Origin of the sequence: Croceibacterium xixiisoli, assembly GCF_009827305.1 — a bacterium.
Classification (GTDB): Bacteria; Pseudomonadota; Alphaproteobacteria; order Sphingomonadales; family Sphingomonadaceae; genus Croceibacterium_C; species Croceibacterium_C xixiisoli.
In genome coordinates, this window is sequence record NZ_WTYJ01000001.1 from 473,770 (window position 1) to 491,116 (window position 17,347).

The window sequence follows — 17,347 nt, forward strand, 5'->3', positions numbered from 1 at the left end:
CGATCATGAATCCACCCGCTTCCGATACGCCCGGCACCGCGATGCCGATCGCGCCAGAGCCGATTGAGCTCAAGGTGCAGGACAAGATGCGCCTGCCTGGCTGGGCGACCATTTTCTCCGGTTTGCTGTCCGTGGCGATGATCGTTGCCGTGGCGCTGCAGGTCAGCAAGCTCGACACGGCCGAACTGATCGAAATGGTGCCGGAATCGCCGCTGTTCTGGCTGGTGTTCCCGATTTTCTATCTGGTCGGTCCGGGGTGTGAGTGGATCATCTTCCGCCGGCTATGGAATATTCCCGGCGTGTCCGGCTTCGTCGCCCTGATGCGCAAGCTGATCTACAATGAATTGCTGCTGGGCTATCTGGGCGAAGCCTATTTCTACACCTGGGCACGCCGCCGCACGGAAATGACCGCCGCGCCCTTCGGTGCAGTCAAGGATGTGGCGATTCTGTCCGCCCTTACCGGCAACTTCGTCACCCTGGGTCTGCTGATCGTCCTGTGGCCGTTCATCCGCCTGACGGAACTGGGCGTGGATACCCAGACCGTCGTGCTCTCGCTCGGCTTCATCCTGCTGCTCTCGATCGGCCTGATGGCTTTCCGCCGGCGCATCTTCTCCCTCCCGGCAGAAGAACTGCGCTATATCACTGTCATGCATCTGGTGCGCATTGCCGCGCAGACGGCGCTATCGGCGCTGCTGTGGCATATCGTGCTGCCTGATGTACCGGTGATCTGGTGGCTCTATCTGGCGACCATCCGCCTGCTGATTTCGCGCCTGCCCTTTGTGCCGAACAAGGACGTGGTGTTTGCCGGGCTGGCGGTGTTCATGCTGGGCGAAGATGTGGCCATCTCTTCCCTGATGACCATGATGGCCGGGCTTTTTCTGGTCGTTCATCTTCTGGTCGGGGCCATTCTGGCATTGACCGATCTTGCCCAGATGGAGAGATCTAAATGAAGAAACTGGCCGTCCTGGCGGCGCTGCCTCTGCTTGTCGGTGCTGGAAACCTGCAGACCTCCCCCGAATTGGGGCAGGCGGAAGGGCGTTGCCGGGCCAATGAAAGAGGTCCGGCGTTCCTGGTGCGTGCGGTTGGTCTGAAAGACCGCGTGGGCTGGCTGAAGGTGGAAGTGTACCCGTCAAACGATGATGACTGGCTGGCGGATGACAATGTCCTGCTCAACGCCGGCAAGACGTTCCGCCGGCTGGAAGTGCCCGTGCCGCAGAGCGGTACGCCGGAACTGTGCATCCGCGTGCCCTCTGCCGGCACGTACAGCGTGCTGCTGCTGCATGACCGGGATATGGACCACAAGTTCAAGTGGCAAGTCGATGGCGTCGGCTTCGCGTCCAACCCGCGGCTCGGCTTCAGCCAGCCCAAGGCGGAAAAGGCGCGCGCCACCGCTGGCAGCAGCCCGACGCGGATTTCGATCACGCTGAACTATCGTCGCGGCCTCGGCATGCGTCCGATCAGCAGCTGACGGGCTGCACCATGCGGATCGTCGATGTCTGCGGTTTCTACACCCCGCATGGCGGCGGTGTGCGGACCTATATCGAACAGAAAATCCGCATCACGCCGCAACTGGGGCATGATCTGACGGTCGTGATTCCAGGCCCGGAGGCAAAGGTGATAGAGCGCGGGCCGGGCGCACGGATGGTGATGATCCCTAGCCCGCGTTTCTTCCTCGACCGGAAATACTATTATTTCGAACATGCCGATTCCATCTGGAAGGCGCTGGATGACGCGCGCCCGGATGTGGTGGAGGTATCATCCCCCTGGCGCAGCCCGAGCATGGTCGCGCGCTGGGACGGCAATGTGCCGCTCTCGCTGGTGATGCATGCCGATCCGATGTCGGCCTATGCCTATCGCTGGCTGTCACCCCTGCTGCGGCGGGAACGGATCGAGCGGCTGTTCTATCAGTTTCAGGACCACATGCGCGAAATGGGCCAGGTCTATGACCGGGTGGTGTGCGCCAGCCATGAATTCGCCGACCGTCTGACCCACGCCGGAGTGGATAATGTGGTGACCATCCCCATGGGGGTGGAGCCCAATCTGTTTTCGCCTCAGCTGCGTGATGAGGAATTGCGCACCGAACTGCTGCGCCATTGCAATCTGCCACCCGAAGCGCGGCTGTTGCTGGGGGTCGGGCGGCTGAGCAATGAAAAGCGCTGGCCGATGGTGATCGATGCCGTGCAGCTTGCCAGCCAGTCGGCCCCGTTGGGGCTGGTGATTTTTGGCAAGGGGAAGGTGCGGGCCAAGGTTCAGGCCCATATCGCCGGCAATCCGCATGTGCGCCTTTTCGAACCGGAAACCGATCGGCACAAATTCGCCCGGATCGTGGCCAGCTGCGATGCGCTGATCCATGGCTGCGACGCCGAAACATTCTGCATGGCGGCGGCCGAGGCGCGGGCCAGCGGCATACCGGTAATCGTGCCCGATCTGGGTGGTGCCGCCGATCATGGGCGCGATGGTTCGGGGCTGCATTACCGTGCAGCCAGTGCCACGAGCGCGGCCGACGCGATCCTGACCTTGCTGAAAACGCCGGAGCTGCAGCGGCCGGAAGCGCGGTCCATGTCGATCGATGATCATTTCCGCGCGCTCTACGCCGAATATGCCACCATCCAGGCCCGCCCTCGCCGCAGCGCCGCCTGATCCCTGCAGGCTTGCGCCGCGCAGTCATCATGCGGCATGGGTAAGCCGCTGAAAGGATCTGCACATGGCCGGGTTTGAAGTGATCACGACGGAACAACGCGGGGCGGTGCTGCTGATCACGCTGAACCGGCCGCAGGCGCTCAATGCGCTGAATGCGCAGGTTCTCGAAGAACTGATTGCGGCCTTCGCCGATTACGAAGCCGATGATGGGCTGCGCTGCGCCGTGGTGACCGGCGCGGGGGAAAAAGCCTTCGCCGCCGGTGCCGATATCAAGGAAATGGCCGACCGACCGATGGTCGATTTCTATACCGCGGACATGTTCGCCCGCTGGCAGAGTCATGTGGTCAAGGCCGTACGCAAGCCATGGATCGCGGCGGTGAACGGTTTTGCCCTGGGCGGCGGCTGCGAAGTGGCGATGATGGCCGATTTCATCATCGCATCGGACAGGGCGAAATTCGGCCAGCCCGAGGTGCGCCTGGGTGTACCACCCGGCATGGGCGGCACCCAGCGGCTGACCCGTGCCGTGGGCAAGGCCAAGGCGATGGAAATGATCCTGACCGGCCGGATGATCGATGCGCAGGAAGCGGAACGCGCCGGGCTGGTGGCCCGGGTCGTTGCGCCCGAAGAACTGCTGGATGATGCGCTGGCGACGGCCGCCACGATCGCGGCCATGCCGCCGCTGGCGGTGCTGGCTTGCAAGGAACTGGTCAATGCCGCGTTCGAAATGCCGCTGGAGCAGGGCATCGTGCACGAACGGCGGCTGTTTCAGCTGATGACGGCCACCGCCGACAAGCAGGAAGGCATGGCCGCCTTCGTCGAAAAGCGGCCGGGCGTTTTCACCGGCCGCTGATCGCGATCAGGCTGGCCGTGTGATCAGGCAGCTCTCGCTGGCGCTGAAATCGACGTCTGCCAGCGACGCTGCCAGTGCGCATTGGCCCGGGTTGATCACATCGCCGGTCACGGTCACGCTGCCCTGGCGCGGGATCACCAGCAGCGCGCCGGGATAATGCGCCGCGACATCGGCGGGCGGTGCGCCTTCGATCTTGTCGAGCCGGAAATAAGGCCCTTCGACCAGCGTCGCATTGCCGCTGGCAGGCACCATGCGGTGCAGCGCGGGATCGTGCGGCTTGCCCTGCGACACCTTGATGCCCTGTTCCAGATGCAGCTCGCGCGGGCGGCCGTAATCGAACAGGCGATAGGTGATGTCCGAATTCTGCTGGATCTCGATGATGCTGACCCCGCCACCGATCGCATGCACGGTGTTGGCCGGGATATAGAAGAAATCCCCCGGCGTGACCGGGTGCCACACCAGCATATCCTCGATCGACCCGTCCAGCGCGGCCGCGCGCATGGTTTCGGCATCCAGATCGTCATGGAAACCCACCCCCAGCACAGCGCCGGGTTCCGCATCGATCACCAGCCAGCATTCTTCCTTGCCCTGCTTGCCGATGCCCGCTGCTTCGGTCTGGCTGTCCGACGGGTGCACCTGCACAGACAGTTTTTCGGAAGTGAAGATGTATTTCACCAGCAGCTGCGGCAGTTCGGCCGGGGGCTCGAACCAGATTTCGCCGATCCGCTGGCCTTCGGGTGCTGTGAAGGGCGCGGGCAGCACATCCTTTCCCCAGGGCTTCTCGACAGTCTTGGTGGTCAGCAGCATGGGTCCGGCGTCCGTGATGGTTGCGATTCTGCCTATGGCAATGGCTTCCGGCGGCGCAGATTGCAAAATTTAACCGGCGCGCCGGGATGATTTTGACGCATCCGAAGGGGAACTCGCTGGTCGACCTGGTCCGGGCCGGCAGGATGTGACCGTCCGCCACTCCTTTTCCAAAATATGCGGCATGGCGGGGCTGGCCCTTGGCTATGCGACGTCAAGGATGCGATGGCTCGTCTTCGTCGCCGTGCCCGATGCCAACGCCCTGCAGAAAGCGATGGCAGAATGGAACATTTCCATCCGCGGGGCCTATGGCGTGGCGAACAATTACTCGCGCGTCAGCACCGCAAGCTGGAAGATGTCGCCCGTTACACTGCTGCCCTTCCGCAGGTGATGGATATTCTGCGGGCGTAAGCGGTTCACGCGTTACGGTAACAGTTGCGAAAATGCAGCGTTTCACTGCCTCTTGCAGGGCAGATGATACGCAGGATTGACAAATCCCCTGTGCTTGGGACATCTGCGAACCGCAGGCCGTGCTTTGAACAAGCAAAAAAAGGCCCACCCGTCGGGGGACGAGTGGGCCAAGAGCACCCGGCACTGCGAACTAATAGTGCTGGGCTGAGGAGCTCAGAATGTCATTTTCGCCCCGACGCGGAACTGCCGCGGTTCGACGATTCGGCTGTTGCGGCCCTCAATGCCGTCAGCCGGTTCACCAGGCAGGCGTGTGACGTAGAAATAATCGATATCGTCGCCTTCTGAATCGAACACATTCAGCACTTCGCCGTAGAGTTCGAGGCCGGTCAGGCCACCCAGATTGCGCGGGGTCCAGGCGCCGCGCAGATTGACGAGCGCGGTCTGTTGGCCGCGCTGCGAATTGTCTTCGATCAGCGCATGCGGCCCCAGATAACGCAACCGCGCCGCCGCATTGAATTCCGGGAAGATCGCTGAAACACCCAGCTCTCCGGCGGCTTCCAATGCGCCGGGAACGTAGTTTTCGCCCTCGGGCAGGCCGACGAAGCGGGCATGCGATGCCGTCCATACGCCATCAATGGCCAGCCAGCTCAGCGGCTTCCAGAAGGCGGTCAACTCATAACCATGACGCTTGCTTGGATCGCTGGGCTCGACCGCGCCAGCATCGCCGACATAGATCAGCTCGCTGGCGATCTGGCTCCACCAATACACCCCGCTCAGGATCAGGCCGCCATGCTCGATCCGGCCGCCCACTTCCTTGAAATTGCCCTTCACCAGCCCGGGGGCGGGGTCATCGGGGTTGGTCACGCCACGCGCGTCGTTGGAATGGAAGCCTTCGCCATAATTGGCATAGAGCGCCACGCCGTCGAAGACCTGGTAATTGGCGCCGATCTTGGGGGTGAAGATGCTGTCCTTCACCACCCCGCTCCAGCTGCTTTCGCCTTCCAGCGCGCGGGTGCTGAAGCGATAGAAATCGCCGCGTGCGCCGCCGATCAGCATCAGCCGTTCGACCGGTTTCCAGATCGCCTCGGCATAAACGCCGACAGAGCTTTCGTTGACGGCGAAGGCGCCAACGGTGAATTCCTTCACCCCCTCGATGGTTTCATCCAGCCCGACGCGGCCGATATCGTCAACCCGGCCTTCGACGCCTGCCCGCAGCGATAGCGTTTCGCCCAGGCGGACCGTGCGTTCCAGCCGGCCGCCATAGGTCCACAGCTGGTCATACTGGCGCAGCTGATCGCCATTGACCGGGTCTTCCAGGAAATAGGTGAAGTTCGACAGCAGGCTCCAGTCGTAATGCTGGAGATAGGCATTCACCCGCCAATCGTCCGAATCGTAGTTCAGCGCAAAGATCTGCCGTTCGGTATTGCCGCGCAACGTGCGGTCCAGCGTGCCGTAACGATCATCCACCAGCGTGCCGACGGCGCGTTCGGGCAGCTGTTCGGTCGGCGCCCAGCTGGCGTCGAACACGGTCGCCGATGCGCGCAGCGTGCCATCGCCCAGCGGCAGCGAATATTTGAGATAGCCGGAATAGCCGGCGAAATCTTCGGGCAGCGACCAGGGGCCGTTGTTGAACTTTGCCTGGCCCACCAGCACCAGATCGCCGCCGCCGACCTGGGTGGAACCGCCGGCCACGAAGCGGCGATAGCCATAGGATCCCACTTCAGCCAAAGCGAAGGGATCCATCCGGTCATGGGTGGTGATAAAGGTCGATCCCACGAAGCTGAAATCGCCCGCATCGGCGCGATAGGGCCCCTTGCGGTAATCGACGCGCTGCACGGTTTCGGGGATCAGCCCGTTGACGTCCAGATAGCCCTGGCCGTGGCCATGGGTGCGGAAGTTCATCGGCACGCCATCCATGGTTACAGACAGATCGGTGCCGTGATCGAGGTTAAAACCGCGCAGGAAAAACTGATTGGCCTTGCCGCCGCCCGAATGCTGGGTTGCGATCAGGCCCGGGGTCGCTTCCAGCAGTTCGCCGGGGCGCAGCAGCGGGCGAACCTCCAGATCCGCGCCGGCCACGCCACCTTCGCTGGCAGCGCCAGCTATGCCGATCCGGCGTTCGCCTCGGCCGTAAACGATGATGACGTTGTCATCATTGCCGGCAGCGGTGTTCCTTGCCTCGCCTGCCGCCTCGTTGCTCCCCGAGGCCGGCTGATCCGCATCGTCGCTGCCCCTCGCCAACCGGGCCCGGGCATGGGCTGGTACCGCCATGAGGCACAGGGCCGCCATGGTGCTGGCAGTGATTGCGGTGCCGTAACGGCTCAGGGATTGCGTAGTCGTGGTCATTGCTGTCACCATGGATCGACGGTGCGGTTCGCCAAGCCAAGTAAATTACGGTAATTGCCCCGTTACACAGCGTTACACCGCAGAAATCCGGGCTTTTTTAAAGGATCGAGAATTGGCCACTGGCCCGTCTGACGCAGAAAAAGACGCCTATGCGATGGAAATCGCCCGGTTGCGCGCGCATCGCGTGGCTGGCGAAGCAGGGCGCGTGCGCGAATTGTTCGACTATCTGGCCGAACGCGGGGGGGAAGGCATCCCCGCGACTCAGCCGGAGATTGCCGAGGCGGTGTTCGGCCAGTCGGCTACCGACGCCGATGACGCCACCGTCCGAGTCTATGTCCATCGTCTGCGCAAGCGGTTGGAAGATTTCTACGCCAGCGATGAAAGCGGCAGCCGGCGACTCGAAATACCCAGCGGCACCTATGCGCTGCGTTTCGCCCAGGAATTCGCCGTTTCCGAACCGATCGAACCCGACATCGTGGTTCCGGTCGCCGCGCCGGTCTTCCCGCGCCGGCTGGTGATTGCGGGTGCGGCGATCATGCTGGTTGTGCTGGTGGGCGTGTTTTTCATCGGGCGATGGCAGGGCATCAAGTCCCATGCGCCGGTCAATGCACTGTGGCAGCCCTTCGTCGAATCGCGTCGGCCGACGCTGATCGTGCTCGGCGACTATTATATCTACGGCGAAATCGATCCGGTCCGGCCTGACGAGGGGCGGCTGATTCGCGATTTCCGCGTCAATTCGGCCAATGATCTGGTGGTGATGCAGGAACTGCACCCCGATCGCTTCGGCCAATCGGAAGATGTCGGGCTCAATTACCTGCCGTTCTCCTCCGCCTATGGGCTGCGTGCGGTCATTCCCGTGCTGGCGCGCGAAGGGCGGCAGATCAGCGTGATCCCCGCCTCCGAACTGCAGCCCGACATGCTCAATTATTTCGACGTCATCTATGTGGGCTTGTTCAGTGGACTGAAGCTGCTGGAAGATGAAACCTTTACCGGATCGCATTTCGAACTGGGCGAAACCTATGACGAGCTGATCGATCGTCGCGACGGCAAGGTCTACACCAGCCAGGAAGCACGCCGGCTGGCATCCTCTGCCTATTATCATGATTACGGCTACGTCGCCCGCTACCGCACACCCAGCGGCGCGCTGGTCGCCATTCTGGCCGGTTCGCGCGACACGGGCCTGCGCGGCATTGCGCCGACCGTGGCGGTTCCCGATCTGCCCGCACAGGTTGCCGATCTGGCCGGCGGCGGCGATTTCGAAGCGCTGTACCAGATCACCGGGCAGCAGGGCGCAGACCTGTCCGACAGACTGGTCTACGCTGGCAAACGCCCCTGACGAAACCCAGCGCGCGGCGGCGCCCGACAGGTTGCCGCCGCCGCCGCGCTTTCCGTCGGCATTAGCTTGCCATTCACCCATGGCGACCTACATTGCCTGTGGAGAAAGGCCCGGTGCATGAGCGAAAATCGCGAACCTGAGAACAATGGCAATCCCTGGATGAAGAGCCTGCTGATGTGGGGCGGGATTTTCTTGGCCCTGCTGGTGGTGGTTTCCATCGTGGGTGGCCCCCGTGAAACGGCGGGCACGCAGCTGAAATATTCCGATTTCCGCTCCAAGGTTGCCGAAGGCAGCGTGGAAGAGGTGCAGATCGGACCGGATCGGATCACCGGCCGGCTGAAGAATGACGAAACCTTCGTCACCCTTCCGGTAGCCGGCGACACCAATCTGACCGAGCTGCTGGAGCAGAACAACGTCCGCTTCTCCGGCATCGCGCCGCAGCAGCAGAGCATGCTGTTCATGATCCTGATCCAGTCGCTGCCGTTCCTGCTGATCCTGGGCGTGGCGTTCTTCGCCCTGCGCCAGGTGCAGAAGGGTGGCGGATCGGGCGCCATGGGCTTTGGCAAATCCAAGGCCAAGCTGCTGACCGAAAAGCAGGGCCGGGTGACGTTCGATGATGTCGCCGGCATCGACGAAGCGCGTGAAGAGCTGGAAGAAATCGTCGAATTCCTGCGCGATCCGCAGCGTTTTTCCAAGCTGGGCGGCCAGATTCCCAAGGGCGCGCTGCTGGTCGGCTCGCCCGGTACCGGCAAGACGCTGCTTGCCCGCGCCATCGCGGGTGAGGCGCGCGTGCCGTTCTTCACCATTTCGGGTTCGGACTTCGTCGAAATGTTCGTCGGCGTCGGCGCCAGCCGCGTGCGCGACATGTTCGAACAGGCGAAGAAGAATGCGCCCTGCATCGTCTTCATCGACGAAATCGATGCCGTCGGCCGCCACCGTGGCCATGGTCTGGGCAATTCGAACGACGAACGCGAACAGACGCTCAATCAGCTGCTGGTGGAAATGGATGGTTTTGAGGCCAATGAAGGTATCATCATCATCGCTGCCACCAACCGCCCCGACGTGCTCGATCCCGCGCTGTTGCGCCCCGGCCGTTTCGACCGTCAGGTCGTGGTGCCTGTGCCCGACATCGAGGGGCGGGAGAAGATCCTGGCTGTCCACATGAAGAAGGTTCCGCTGGCCCCCGACGTAAACCCGCGCACCATTGCGCGCGGCACGCCCGGCTTTTCGGGTGCAGATCTGGCCAATCTGGTCAATGAAGCGGCGCTGCTGGCTGCCCGGCGTTCCAAGCGTCTGGTTGCGATGCAGGAATTCGAAGACGCCAAGGACAAGGTGATGATGGGGGCGGAACGCCGTTCCATGGTCATGACCGAGGACGAGAAGAAGATGACCGCCTATCACGAGGCGGGCCATGCCATCGTCGCCGTGCATGAACCGGCATCGGATCCGATCCACAAGGCCACCATCATCCCGCGCGGTCGCGCGCTGGGCATGGTGATGCGCCTGCCGGAACGGGACAGCTATTCCTATCATCGCGACAAGATGCACGCCAATCTGGCGGTCAGCATGGGTGGCCGCGTGGCGGAAGAAATCATCTTTGGCCATGACAAGGTGTCGAGCGGCGCCAGCGGCGACATCCAATATGCCACCGGCCTGGCCCGCAACATGGTCACCAAATGGGGCATGTCCGAAAAGCTCGGCCCGCTGCAATATGAAGACCAACAGGAAGGCTATCTGGGCATGGGCGGCTCGCAGCGCCTGATGACTTCCGGCGATACCAGCAAGCTGATCGATGCCGAGATCCGCGCCCTGGTGGAAGGCGGATATCAGCGCGCCAGCGATCTGCTGACCGAACACCAGGACCAGTTGCATCTGCTGGCCCAGGCCCTGCTCGAATATGAAACGCTGACCGGTGACGACATCAAGCAGTTGCTGGAAGACGGCCGGATCGATCGCCCGGAACGCCCGAGCGGCCCGATCAAGATTCAGCCGGTACATGGCTCCGCCATTCCCAAGGCGGGCAAGCGCTTCGGCGGGGAAGCCCCTCAGGGCGCCTGATCCCCAACCGCGATTACAAGAAGGGCCGCCTGACCGATGGGTCAGGCGGCCCTTCTTGTTGGGGTCACCACACCGGCCGAAAGCCCTCCAGCTCGCGCGGATCGAAGGCGCAGATGCCGCTTTCGCCGTTCCAGCCACAGGGGTAAAACCCCGCCTGCACTACGCAGAATATTGCCTCCAGCACCGGGTCATTGTCCGCTTCGTTCACATGGCGGCCCAGCGATACCGATTGCAGCAGTTCGAACAGATCATAGGCGATGGTCAGCCAGAACTCTTCGAACGGGGTGATCGTCTTGCGCAGCTGGCTGATCTTCAGCGCCTGCTCGAACTCGCCGCAGCCGCTCCAGATGGCGTCAGCTTCCGCCTCTATCAGCACCCGGCCCTCAGCGGCAGCCGGTGCGGAATAGAACGGCGACAGCGCCGCATTGATGACATCGCGCCAGATCCGATAGCCAGGCGGCAAATCCTGCGCATTCTCCAGCAGCATTGCCCGCTCGATATCTGCGATCAGCTCGGCACCCGGCGGCAACAGTGTCGGATCCTGCGCGCCCAGCAGGCGTTCGCTGGCGAACGATCGCACCGGGGCGAGGGTGAAGTCGCGATCGGTCAAACCGTCTGCCTCACCCGGCGATCTCGGCCAGCTTGCGCTCCACGGCGGTCCACAGCTGGGCAAAGCCGCGCGCGGCGGGCGAAGAAGGGGCGAAGCTGCCGACCGGCGCCTGGCGCACGGCGCATTGTTCGATCGCGCTGGCCAGCGGCACCACCGGCCAGTCCGGATGCTCGGCGCGCGCATCGCGGTGCAGCCCGCGCCGCAGATCGATCATCGACAGCACCGGCAGGATCGGCGGATGCACCTTGGCATGGGTGCGTATTTCCCGCCGCACCAGTTCGAATGCACGGGCAGACAGTGGGGAGGGTGGCAGCGGCACGATCACGCAATCGGCTGCGCGGACCACCTGGGCGCTGATCTCGTTCAGCACCGGCGGGCAATCCAGGATGATGCGGTCATATCGCTTGGTCAGGCTCTCCGCCAGATTGGCCAGCCGCTTGCGCTTGCCCAGCCGGGCGAACAGCGAATCGAGTTCGCGCAGCGATTCATCGGCGGGCAGCAGGTCCAGCTTGGGGGTGCTGGTCTTGCAGATCAGCGTATCGGGATCGGCATCCTTGGAAAACACACTGCCTGCGCCGCTGCCGCCCTGCGGCGCCACGCCGAACAGATAGCCCGATCCACCTGCGGCATCGAGATCCCACAGCAAGGTCTTGCGGCGGGATACGGCGGCCGAACACCAGGCAAGATTGGCGGAAATGGTGGTTTTCCCAACCCCGCCCTTCACGCTGTACACCGCAATCACCGCCATGCCGGCCATCCTCCTTGTCCCATATCCCACCATCGCCGATCTGACCGAAGGCGCAAGGGGGCAGGTTGGTGTGTCACAGATGGAAGCCGGTAAGGCGGCTCAAACAGGTCTTCGATCAGCCGTGACCCAAAAGAAAAGGGGCCACCCTTGCAGGCAGCCCCCTTGCTGTATCGATCAGCGAAACCGGCGATCAGCCGTCGTAATCGCCACCGATCGAGGTCGAGCGGGCCGGTGCCGCGGCCGACAGGCGCATGGCTTCGGCCGACTGGCTCAGCGAACCGATTTCATCAGCTTCATCTTCTTCGTCCGGCAGCACGCGCTGCAGCGACTGCACGACGCTTTCATGCAGATTGCGCGGGCGCACGGTCTGTTCGGCGATTTCACGCAGCGCCACGACCGGGTTCTTGTCGCGATCGCGGTCGAGCGTCAGTTCGGCGCCACCGGAAATCTCCCGCGCGCGCTGAGCGGCCAGCAGGACGAGATCGAAACGGTTGGGGATCTTGTCGACACAATCTTCGACTGTAACGCGCGCCATGGGCACTCCGTAATCAGCGGTTTTCCGGAAAGAGCGCCATCTATGGCCAGATGGCGCCAGAGTCAAGTTTTTGCCCGGCTGCGCCTCGATCTGCACTGCGACTGAATTTGATATATGCAAGAATCTCGTGCGATCTGATATGCTGATCCACATGACACACAGCTTATGGAGAAACTTCCTCAGCAACCTGTGGGACGATGCGCATAGCAATCGTGCGTTCTGGCAGACTTCGACACTATGGGAACAGAGCATGTCCAATGACTGGGACCTGTGGATGGCCGATGACGAGGATGTTCGCGAACAGAACATGCGCGCCTTTGATCTGCAGGCCACGGATTCAGCCGCCGCGTTCGACATGTACCGGGAACTGGCAGGCAGGGGCTCGGTCTGGGCAATGCAGCAAGCCGGGCGCCATCTTGAATTCGGCTGGGGGACAGAGCGGGATTTAGCAGCGGCCGAAAACTTCTATGATCAGGCACTGATGGCCGGATCGTGGACCGCCACATTGCGGCTAGCCAGGCTGCTGTGCAATCATCGCATCAATGAAACATGGGTGGCCATCCTGCAGGACGGCGTGGATTCCGGCTTCCTACCGTCCAGCTTCTGGCTGGGCTGGCTGCAGTACGAACGATCTCCGCGCAAGAGGACCGCCCGCGCCGTCCGGCCGCTGATCGAACAGGCAGCAGCAGGCGGTCATCCCGGCGCCAGACTGGTGCTCGCACGCTGGAAAATGCGGGGCCGGTTCGGCTGGCGCGAGATGCGGCAGGGTGCCCAGGAATTCCGGACGTTGCTGGGGCAGCATATGGACGGAACACTGAGAAACGGTGACGATGCCGCCGATATGGCTGTGGCGTGACAGCCCCAATCTGCAGCAATCAATCGTCGTACTGGCTGCCTTGGTAATCCCCTTCGGCCAGATCGCTGAAGCGGGTGATCTTGGCTTCGAACTTCATCCGCACCTTGCCCGTGGAACCATGGCGCTGCTTGGCCACGATCAGTTCGGCCAGGCCGAACACACGCTCCATTTCGGCGGCCCAGGCATTGTGCGCCTCATGCGTTTTGGCATCGTCGCTCTCGATCGGGCGCTTGGGCTCGCGCGATGCGACATAATAATCTTCGCGGAACACGAACCACACCATGTCGGCGTCCTGTTCGATCGATCCCGATTCGCGCAGGTCGGACAGCATCGGGCGCTTGTCTTCGCGCTGTTCCACCGCACGGCTCAGCTGCGACAGGGCGATCACCGGCACGCTCAATTCCTTGGCCAGGGTTTTCAGACCACGGCTGATCTCGGAAATTTCGTTCACGCGATTGTCCTGCGCGCGGCCGGAACCCTGCAGCAGCTGCAGATAGTCGACGATGATCAGGCCGATATCATGCCGCCGCTTCAGCCGCCGGGCGCGGGTGCGCAGCGCGCCGATGGACAGGGCCGGCGTATCGTCGATGAACAGCGGCAATTCGGCCAGTCTCTGGCTGGCATAGGACAATTCGTGAAACTCATCGCGGCTGATCTTGCCCATGCGCAGCGATTCGCTGGAAATGCCGGCCTGTTCGGCCAGGATACGCGTGGCCAGCTGGTCGCTGGACATTTCCAGGCTGAAGAAGGCGACCGGCGCCCCCACCGATTTGTCCGCCGCGATGCCGTGGGTCTTGGTGTCTTCCAGAAACCGGGATGCGCAGTTGAAGGCGATGTTGGTCACCAGCGATGTCTTGCCCATGCCCGGGCGGCCGGCCAGGATGATAAGGTCGGAATCGTGCAACCCGCCGACCTTGTCATTCACTGAGGTGAGGCCGGTGGTCTTGCCGGACACATGGCCGCCGGAATTCAGCGCGATCTCGATCATGCCCAGCGCCTTGCGCGTGGCGCCGCCGAAACTGTCCGCCTCATTGGTGCCGGCGGCACCTTCGGCCACTTCGAACAGCCGTGCTTCGGCCACTTCGATCTGGCGCATCGGCTCGACCGCCTCGCTGGTGTCCAGCGCGTCTTCCACCAGCGTGCGGCCGACCTTCACCAGCTCGCGCAGCAGCGCCAGATCATAGATCTGCTGGGCAATTTCGCGCGGGGCGAGCAGGCCCTGCCCATCCGCCGTCAGCCGGGCGAGATAGGACGTACCGCCCAGTTCCGCCATGGCCGGATCGCTTTCGAAAAACGGCTTCAGCGTCACCGGGGTGACGACCATCTGCTTGTCCGTCTGCACGCCGATCCGATCGAAGATCCGCCCGTGCAGCGGCTCGAAGAAATGTTCGGGCCGCAGGTGAACGGGCAATTCTTCCAGCACGCGATTGTCGATCAGCACCGCACCCAGAAACGCGGCCTCCGCCTCCGGATTGGAAGGCAGTGCGCGGACAGGTGCGGCATCGGCGGTGCTGGGCGATTCGGGGCGAAGCAGAAGATCGTTGTTCGGCATCACGGCCTGATGCGCGCAGATGCAGGCGGCGGCAAGGCAGGCGGGACGCATGGACCCTGTGGAAAGCGGGGATGACAAGTTTCGCATTTGCGAAACCGCCCGCGCTCTGCGAAAGCAAGCCGGTCATGGTCAACCGCATTGCCTCTATCGTGCTGGATGAAGCCACTATTTTGTGGCGCAATCCCGATGTGGAGCAGGAACGCGCCATCGCCCTGCGCGATCTGGAAGATGACAACAGCTTTGCCCCGCTGCGCGCCACCGAACATGGTCATGTCGGCCCTTGGGCGCTGCAACTGGCGGTGCGGGATGGGCGGCTTGTGCTGGCGGTGCAGGATGGCAACGGCGCCGATGCCGGGACGATCGGGATCGGTCTGGCCCGGTTCCGCCGCGACGTGCGCGAATATTTCGCCATCTGCGATTCCTATTACAAGGCGGTGCGCAAGGCATCGGCGCAGGAAATCGAAACCATCGACATGGCACGCCGGGCGATCCACGACAGGGCCACGCGCCATCTGCTCGAAGCGCTGGAGGAAAAGGTCGAAACCGATTTCGCCACAGCGCGCAGGCTGTTCACGCTCATCTGCGTGCTGCATATCAAGGCCTGATTCTCAGCCTGCATCCTGAATTCTCGATTGGGGGTATCGCCGGCATGATCCGGAAGAGGAGTTTTTCCTGGCCCAGGCGCATTGCCGCGCTGTTGTTGCTGACACTGCTGGTGGTCGCGGGCTGGGTCTGGTGGCAGGTCCAGCACTGGCAGCCGCCGCAAGACCGGTTTCCGGTGCAGGGTGTGCTGATCGGTGCGCGCGACGGGGCGGCCGATTTCAATGGCTACAAGGCGGTCGGCGCCAGCTTCGTCTATCTGGAGGCGAGCGCAGGCGCGCGCGCGCGCGATGGCGCCTTTGCCCGCAATCTGCCGCTCGCACGCCGGAGCGCGCTGCGGGTCGGCGCGCTGCATTATTATGATCCCTGCATCCCGGCCGAGCGGCAGGCGGCGAATTTCGTCACCATCGTGCCCCGTGACGCGGGCCTTTTGCCGCCCGCCATCGCCCTGACCAAGCTCGCCACGGCCTGCGCCAACCCGGTCAGCGAAGCGGCGGTGGAAAGCGAACTGACCACTTTCCTCAACCAGGTGGAAGGCCATGTGGGCCAGCCCGCCGTGCTGAAGATCTCGCCCGAATTCGAAGAGCATTACGGCATCGCCAGCCGGATCGAACGCAATCTGTGGCTCGATCGTGACTGGTTTGAACCCGGTTACGCCGGCCGTCCCTGGACGATCTGGACGGCCAACAGCAGCTTCGCCAGCGAAGCCAGCGACGAACCGCTGCGCTGGCTGGCGCTGCGTCCATAAACACCCCGCAGGGCAGAGGCGCTGTTGGCCGCTGCCCTGCGGATCCCGATCAGCCGAGAACCTGGTCGAACGCCTGTTCGAGCCGCGCCACGCTGGCGGGCACATCCTTCAGCTTGTCCAGTCCGAACAGGCCGAGGCGGAAGCTGCGGTAATCGGCGCCTTCATCCACCATCAGCGGCACGCCGGCCGCGATCTGCAGGCCCAGCGCGGCGAATTTCTTGCCGTTCTGGATTTCGGGATCATCGGTGTAGCACACCACCACACCCGGTGCGGCAAAGCCATCGGCGGCAACCGAGGCGACGCCATGCTTGGCCAGCAGCGCGCGCACGGCATTGCCCTGTTCCCACTGCGCAGCGGCGAGCTTGTCGAAACCGATCGCGGCGGTTTCCTGCATTGCGGCGTGGAAGGTGCGCAGCGCGTCCGTCGGCATGGTGGCGTGGTAAGCATGGCCGCCGTTCAGATAGGCTTCCATGATGGTGTTCCACTTGCCCAGATCGATGGCGAAGCTTGTCGACTGGCTGGCGCGGCTGCGTTCCAGCGCGGCTTCGTTCAGCATCACCAGCCCGGCCGATGGCGGGGCGGACCAGCCCTTTTGCGGGGCCGAGATCAGTACGTCGACGCCGGTTGCCTTCATGTCCACCCAGACGCAGCCCGATGCCACGCAATCCAGCACCATCAACCCGCCATGTTCATGCACGGCATCGGCCAGGGCGCGGATGTAATCGTCGGGCAGGATCATGCCCGATGCGGTTTCGACATGCGGCGCGAACACCACCTCGGGCTTGTCGGCACGGATGCGGGCGACGACTTCGTCGATCGGGGCTGGCGCGAACGGCGCCTGCCGGCCTTCGCCCTGACGGCGCGCCTTCATCACGATTTCTTCGGCCGGGATCGATCCGGCTTCGAAGATCTGCGTCCAGCGATAGGAGAAGAAACCGTTGCGCACCACCAGCACCTTGCGCCCGGTGGCGAACTGGCGGGCGACCGCTTCCATGCCATAGGTGCCGCCGCCGGGGACGACTACGGCGCGATCTGCCTTGTACACGCCGCACAGCGTTTCATGGATATCGCGCATCACCTGCTGGAAGGCGATGCTCATGTGGTTGAGCGAACGGTCGGTAAAGACGACCGAGAATTCGAGCAGGCCTTCAGGATCAATATCGTTACGCAGCGCAGGCATGGGAATCTCCTCTCTGTCAGGACCCGTGCCCTGCCTGTCCGTGCCAGTCAAACCGGCAATGGTGGATTGTGGC

17 protein-coding genes are annotated in these 17,347 nt (G+C 63.1%); 10 read left to right on the forward strand and 7 right to left on the reverse strand.

The features are described from left to right. Nucleotides 1-5: 5 nt before the first annotated feature. From GRI97_RS02280 to GRI97_RS02295, 4 genes are all read left to right on the forward strand, one after another. On the forward strand, nt 6-950 hold the full coding sequence (locus GRI97_RS02280) for a hypothetical protein (protein WP_235917582.1): 945 nt from the start codon (nt 6-8) through the stop codon (nt 948-950). After that, the gene (locus GRI97_RS02285) at nt 947-1,468 is read left to right on the forward strand and encodes a DUF2141 domain-containing protein (protein WP_161389506.1); all 522 of its coding nucleotides are present in this window, start codon (nt 947-949) and stop codon (nt 1,466-1,468) included. The genes GRI97_RS02280 and GRI97_RS02285 overlap by 4 nt, the downstream gene beginning before the upstream one ends. 11 nt (nt 1,469-1,479) lie before the next feature. Then, nucleotides 1,480-2,640 (forward strand): glycosyltransferase, encoded by a 1,161-nt coding sequence (locus GRI97_RS02290; RefSeq protein WP_161389507.1) that lies wholly within the window; start codon nt 1,480-1,482, stop codon nt 2,638-2,640. Nucleotides 2,641-2,704: 64 nt separating this feature from the next. Further along, entirely contained in the window at nt 2,705-3,490 is a 786-nt protein-coding gene (locus tag GRI97_RS02295; RefSeq protein ID WP_161389508.1) for an enoyl-CoA hydratase-related protein, read from the forward strand. 6 nt (nt 3,491-3,496) lie between these two features. On the opposite strand, the gene GRI97_RS02300 is transcribed toward GRI97_RS02295, so the two are convergent. Beyond that, entirely contained in the window at nt 3,497-4,297 is an 801-nt protein-coding gene (locus tag GRI97_RS02300; protein ID WP_161389509.1) for a class I mannose-6-phosphate isomerase, read from the reverse strand. 181 nt (nt 4,298-4,478) lie between these two features. On the opposite strand from GRI97_RS02300, the gene GRI97_RS02305 reads away from it, so the two are divergent. Next, nucleotides 4,479-4,685, forward strand: coding sequence for a hypothetical protein (locus GRI97_RS02305; RefSeq protein WP_161389510.1), 207 nt, complete (start codon nt 4,479-4,481; stop codon nt 4,683-4,685). Between the two features lie 233 nt (nt 4,686-4,918). Here GRI97_RS02305 and GRI97_RS02310 read toward each other — a convergent pair whose 3' ends face one another. Then, nucleotides 4,919-7,051 carry a TonB-dependent receptor gene (locus tag GRI97_RS02310; protein ID WP_161389511.1) on the reverse strand — a complete coding sequence of 711 codons (2,133 nt, stop codon included), beginning with the start codon at nt 7,049-7,051 and terminating at the stop codon, nt 4,919-4,921. A 112-nt stretch (nt 7,052-7,163) separates the two neighbouring features. Here GRI97_RS02310 and GRI97_RS02315 point away from each other — a divergent pair, with 112 nt between their 5' ends. Then, nucleotides 7,164-8,387: a helix-turn-helix domain-containing protein gene (locus tag GRI97_RS02315; protein ID WP_161389512.1), complete on the forward strand. Its 1,224-nt coding sequence runs from the start codon at nt 7,164-7,166 to the stop codon at nt 8,385-8,387. 117 nt (nt 8,388-8,504) lie between these two features. After that, on the forward strand, nt 8,505-10,445 hold the full coding sequence (ftsH, locus tag GRI97_RS02320) for an ATP-dependent zinc metalloprotease FtsH (protein ID WP_161389513.1): 1,941 nt from the start codon (nt 8,505-8,507) through the stop codon (nt 10,443-10,445). A 64-nt stretch (nt 10,446-10,509) separates the two neighbouring features. Here the strand turns inward: ftsH and GRI97_RS02325 are convergent, their stop codons facing one another. The 3 genes from GRI97_RS02325 to rpoZ form a co-directional block, all read right to left on the reverse strand. After that, entirely contained in the window at nt 10,510-11,055 is a 546-nt protein-coding gene (locus GRI97_RS02325) for a hypothetical protein (protein WP_161389514.1), read from the reverse strand. Nucleotides 11,056-11,065: 10 nt separating this feature from the next. Continuing rightward, on the reverse strand, nt 11,066-11,803 hold the full coding sequence (locus GRI97_RS02330; RefSeq protein ID WP_161389515.1) for a ParA family protein: 738 nt from the start codon (nt 11,801-11,803) through the stop codon (nt 11,066-11,068). A 190-nt stretch (nt 11,804-11,993) separates the two neighbouring features. Then, on the reverse strand, nt 11,994-12,338 hold the full coding sequence (rpoZ, locus tag GRI97_RS02335) for a DNA-directed RNA polymerase subunit omega (RefSeq protein ID WP_161389516.1): 345 nt from the start codon (nt 12,336-12,338) through the stop codon (nt 11,994-11,996). Nucleotides 12,339-12,408: 70 nt separating this feature from the next. On the opposite strand from rpoZ, the gene GRI97_RS02340 reads away from it, so the two are divergent. Beyond that, nucleotides 12,409-13,194 (forward strand): tetratricopeptide repeat protein, encoded by a 786-nt coding sequence (locus tag GRI97_RS02340; RefSeq protein WP_161389517.1) that lies wholly within the window; start codon nt 12,409-12,411, stop codon nt 13,192-13,194. Between the two features lie 19 nt (nt 13,195-13,213). On the opposite strand, the gene GRI97_RS02345 is transcribed toward GRI97_RS02340, so the two are convergent. Further along, the gene (locus GRI97_RS02345) at nt 13,214-14,746 is read right to left on the reverse strand and encodes a replicative DNA helicase (RefSeq protein ID WP_161390781.1); all 1,533 of its coding nucleotides are present in this window, start codon (nt 14,744-14,746) and stop codon (nt 13,214-13,216) included. Nucleotides 14,747-14,871: 125 nt separating this feature from the next. Between GRI97_RS02345 and GRI97_RS02350 the strand changes: the two genes are divergently transcribed. Continuing rightward, nucleotides 14,872-15,351: a UPF0262 family protein gene (locus GRI97_RS02350; protein ID WP_377019607.1), complete on the forward strand. Its 480-nt coding sequence runs from the start codon at nt 14,872-14,874 to the stop codon at nt 15,349-15,351. A 44-nt stretch (nt 15,352-15,395) separates the two neighbouring features. Then, nucleotides 15,396-16,094, forward strand: coding sequence for a glycoside hydrolase family 25 protein (locus tag GRI97_RS02355; RefSeq protein WP_161389519.1), 699 nt, complete (start codon nt 15,396-15,398; stop codon nt 16,092-16,094). A 49-nt stretch (nt 16,095-16,143) separates the two neighbouring features. Here GRI97_RS02355 and GRI97_RS02360 read toward each other — a convergent pair whose 3' ends face one another. Next, the gene (locus GRI97_RS02360) at nt 16,144-17,274 is read right to left on the reverse strand and encodes an aminotransferase class V-fold PLP-dependent enzyme (protein ID WP_161389520.1); all 1,131 of its coding nucleotides are present in this window, start codon (nt 17,272-17,274) and stop codon (nt 16,144-16,146) included. Nucleotides 17,275-17,347: the final 73 nt, after the last annotated feature.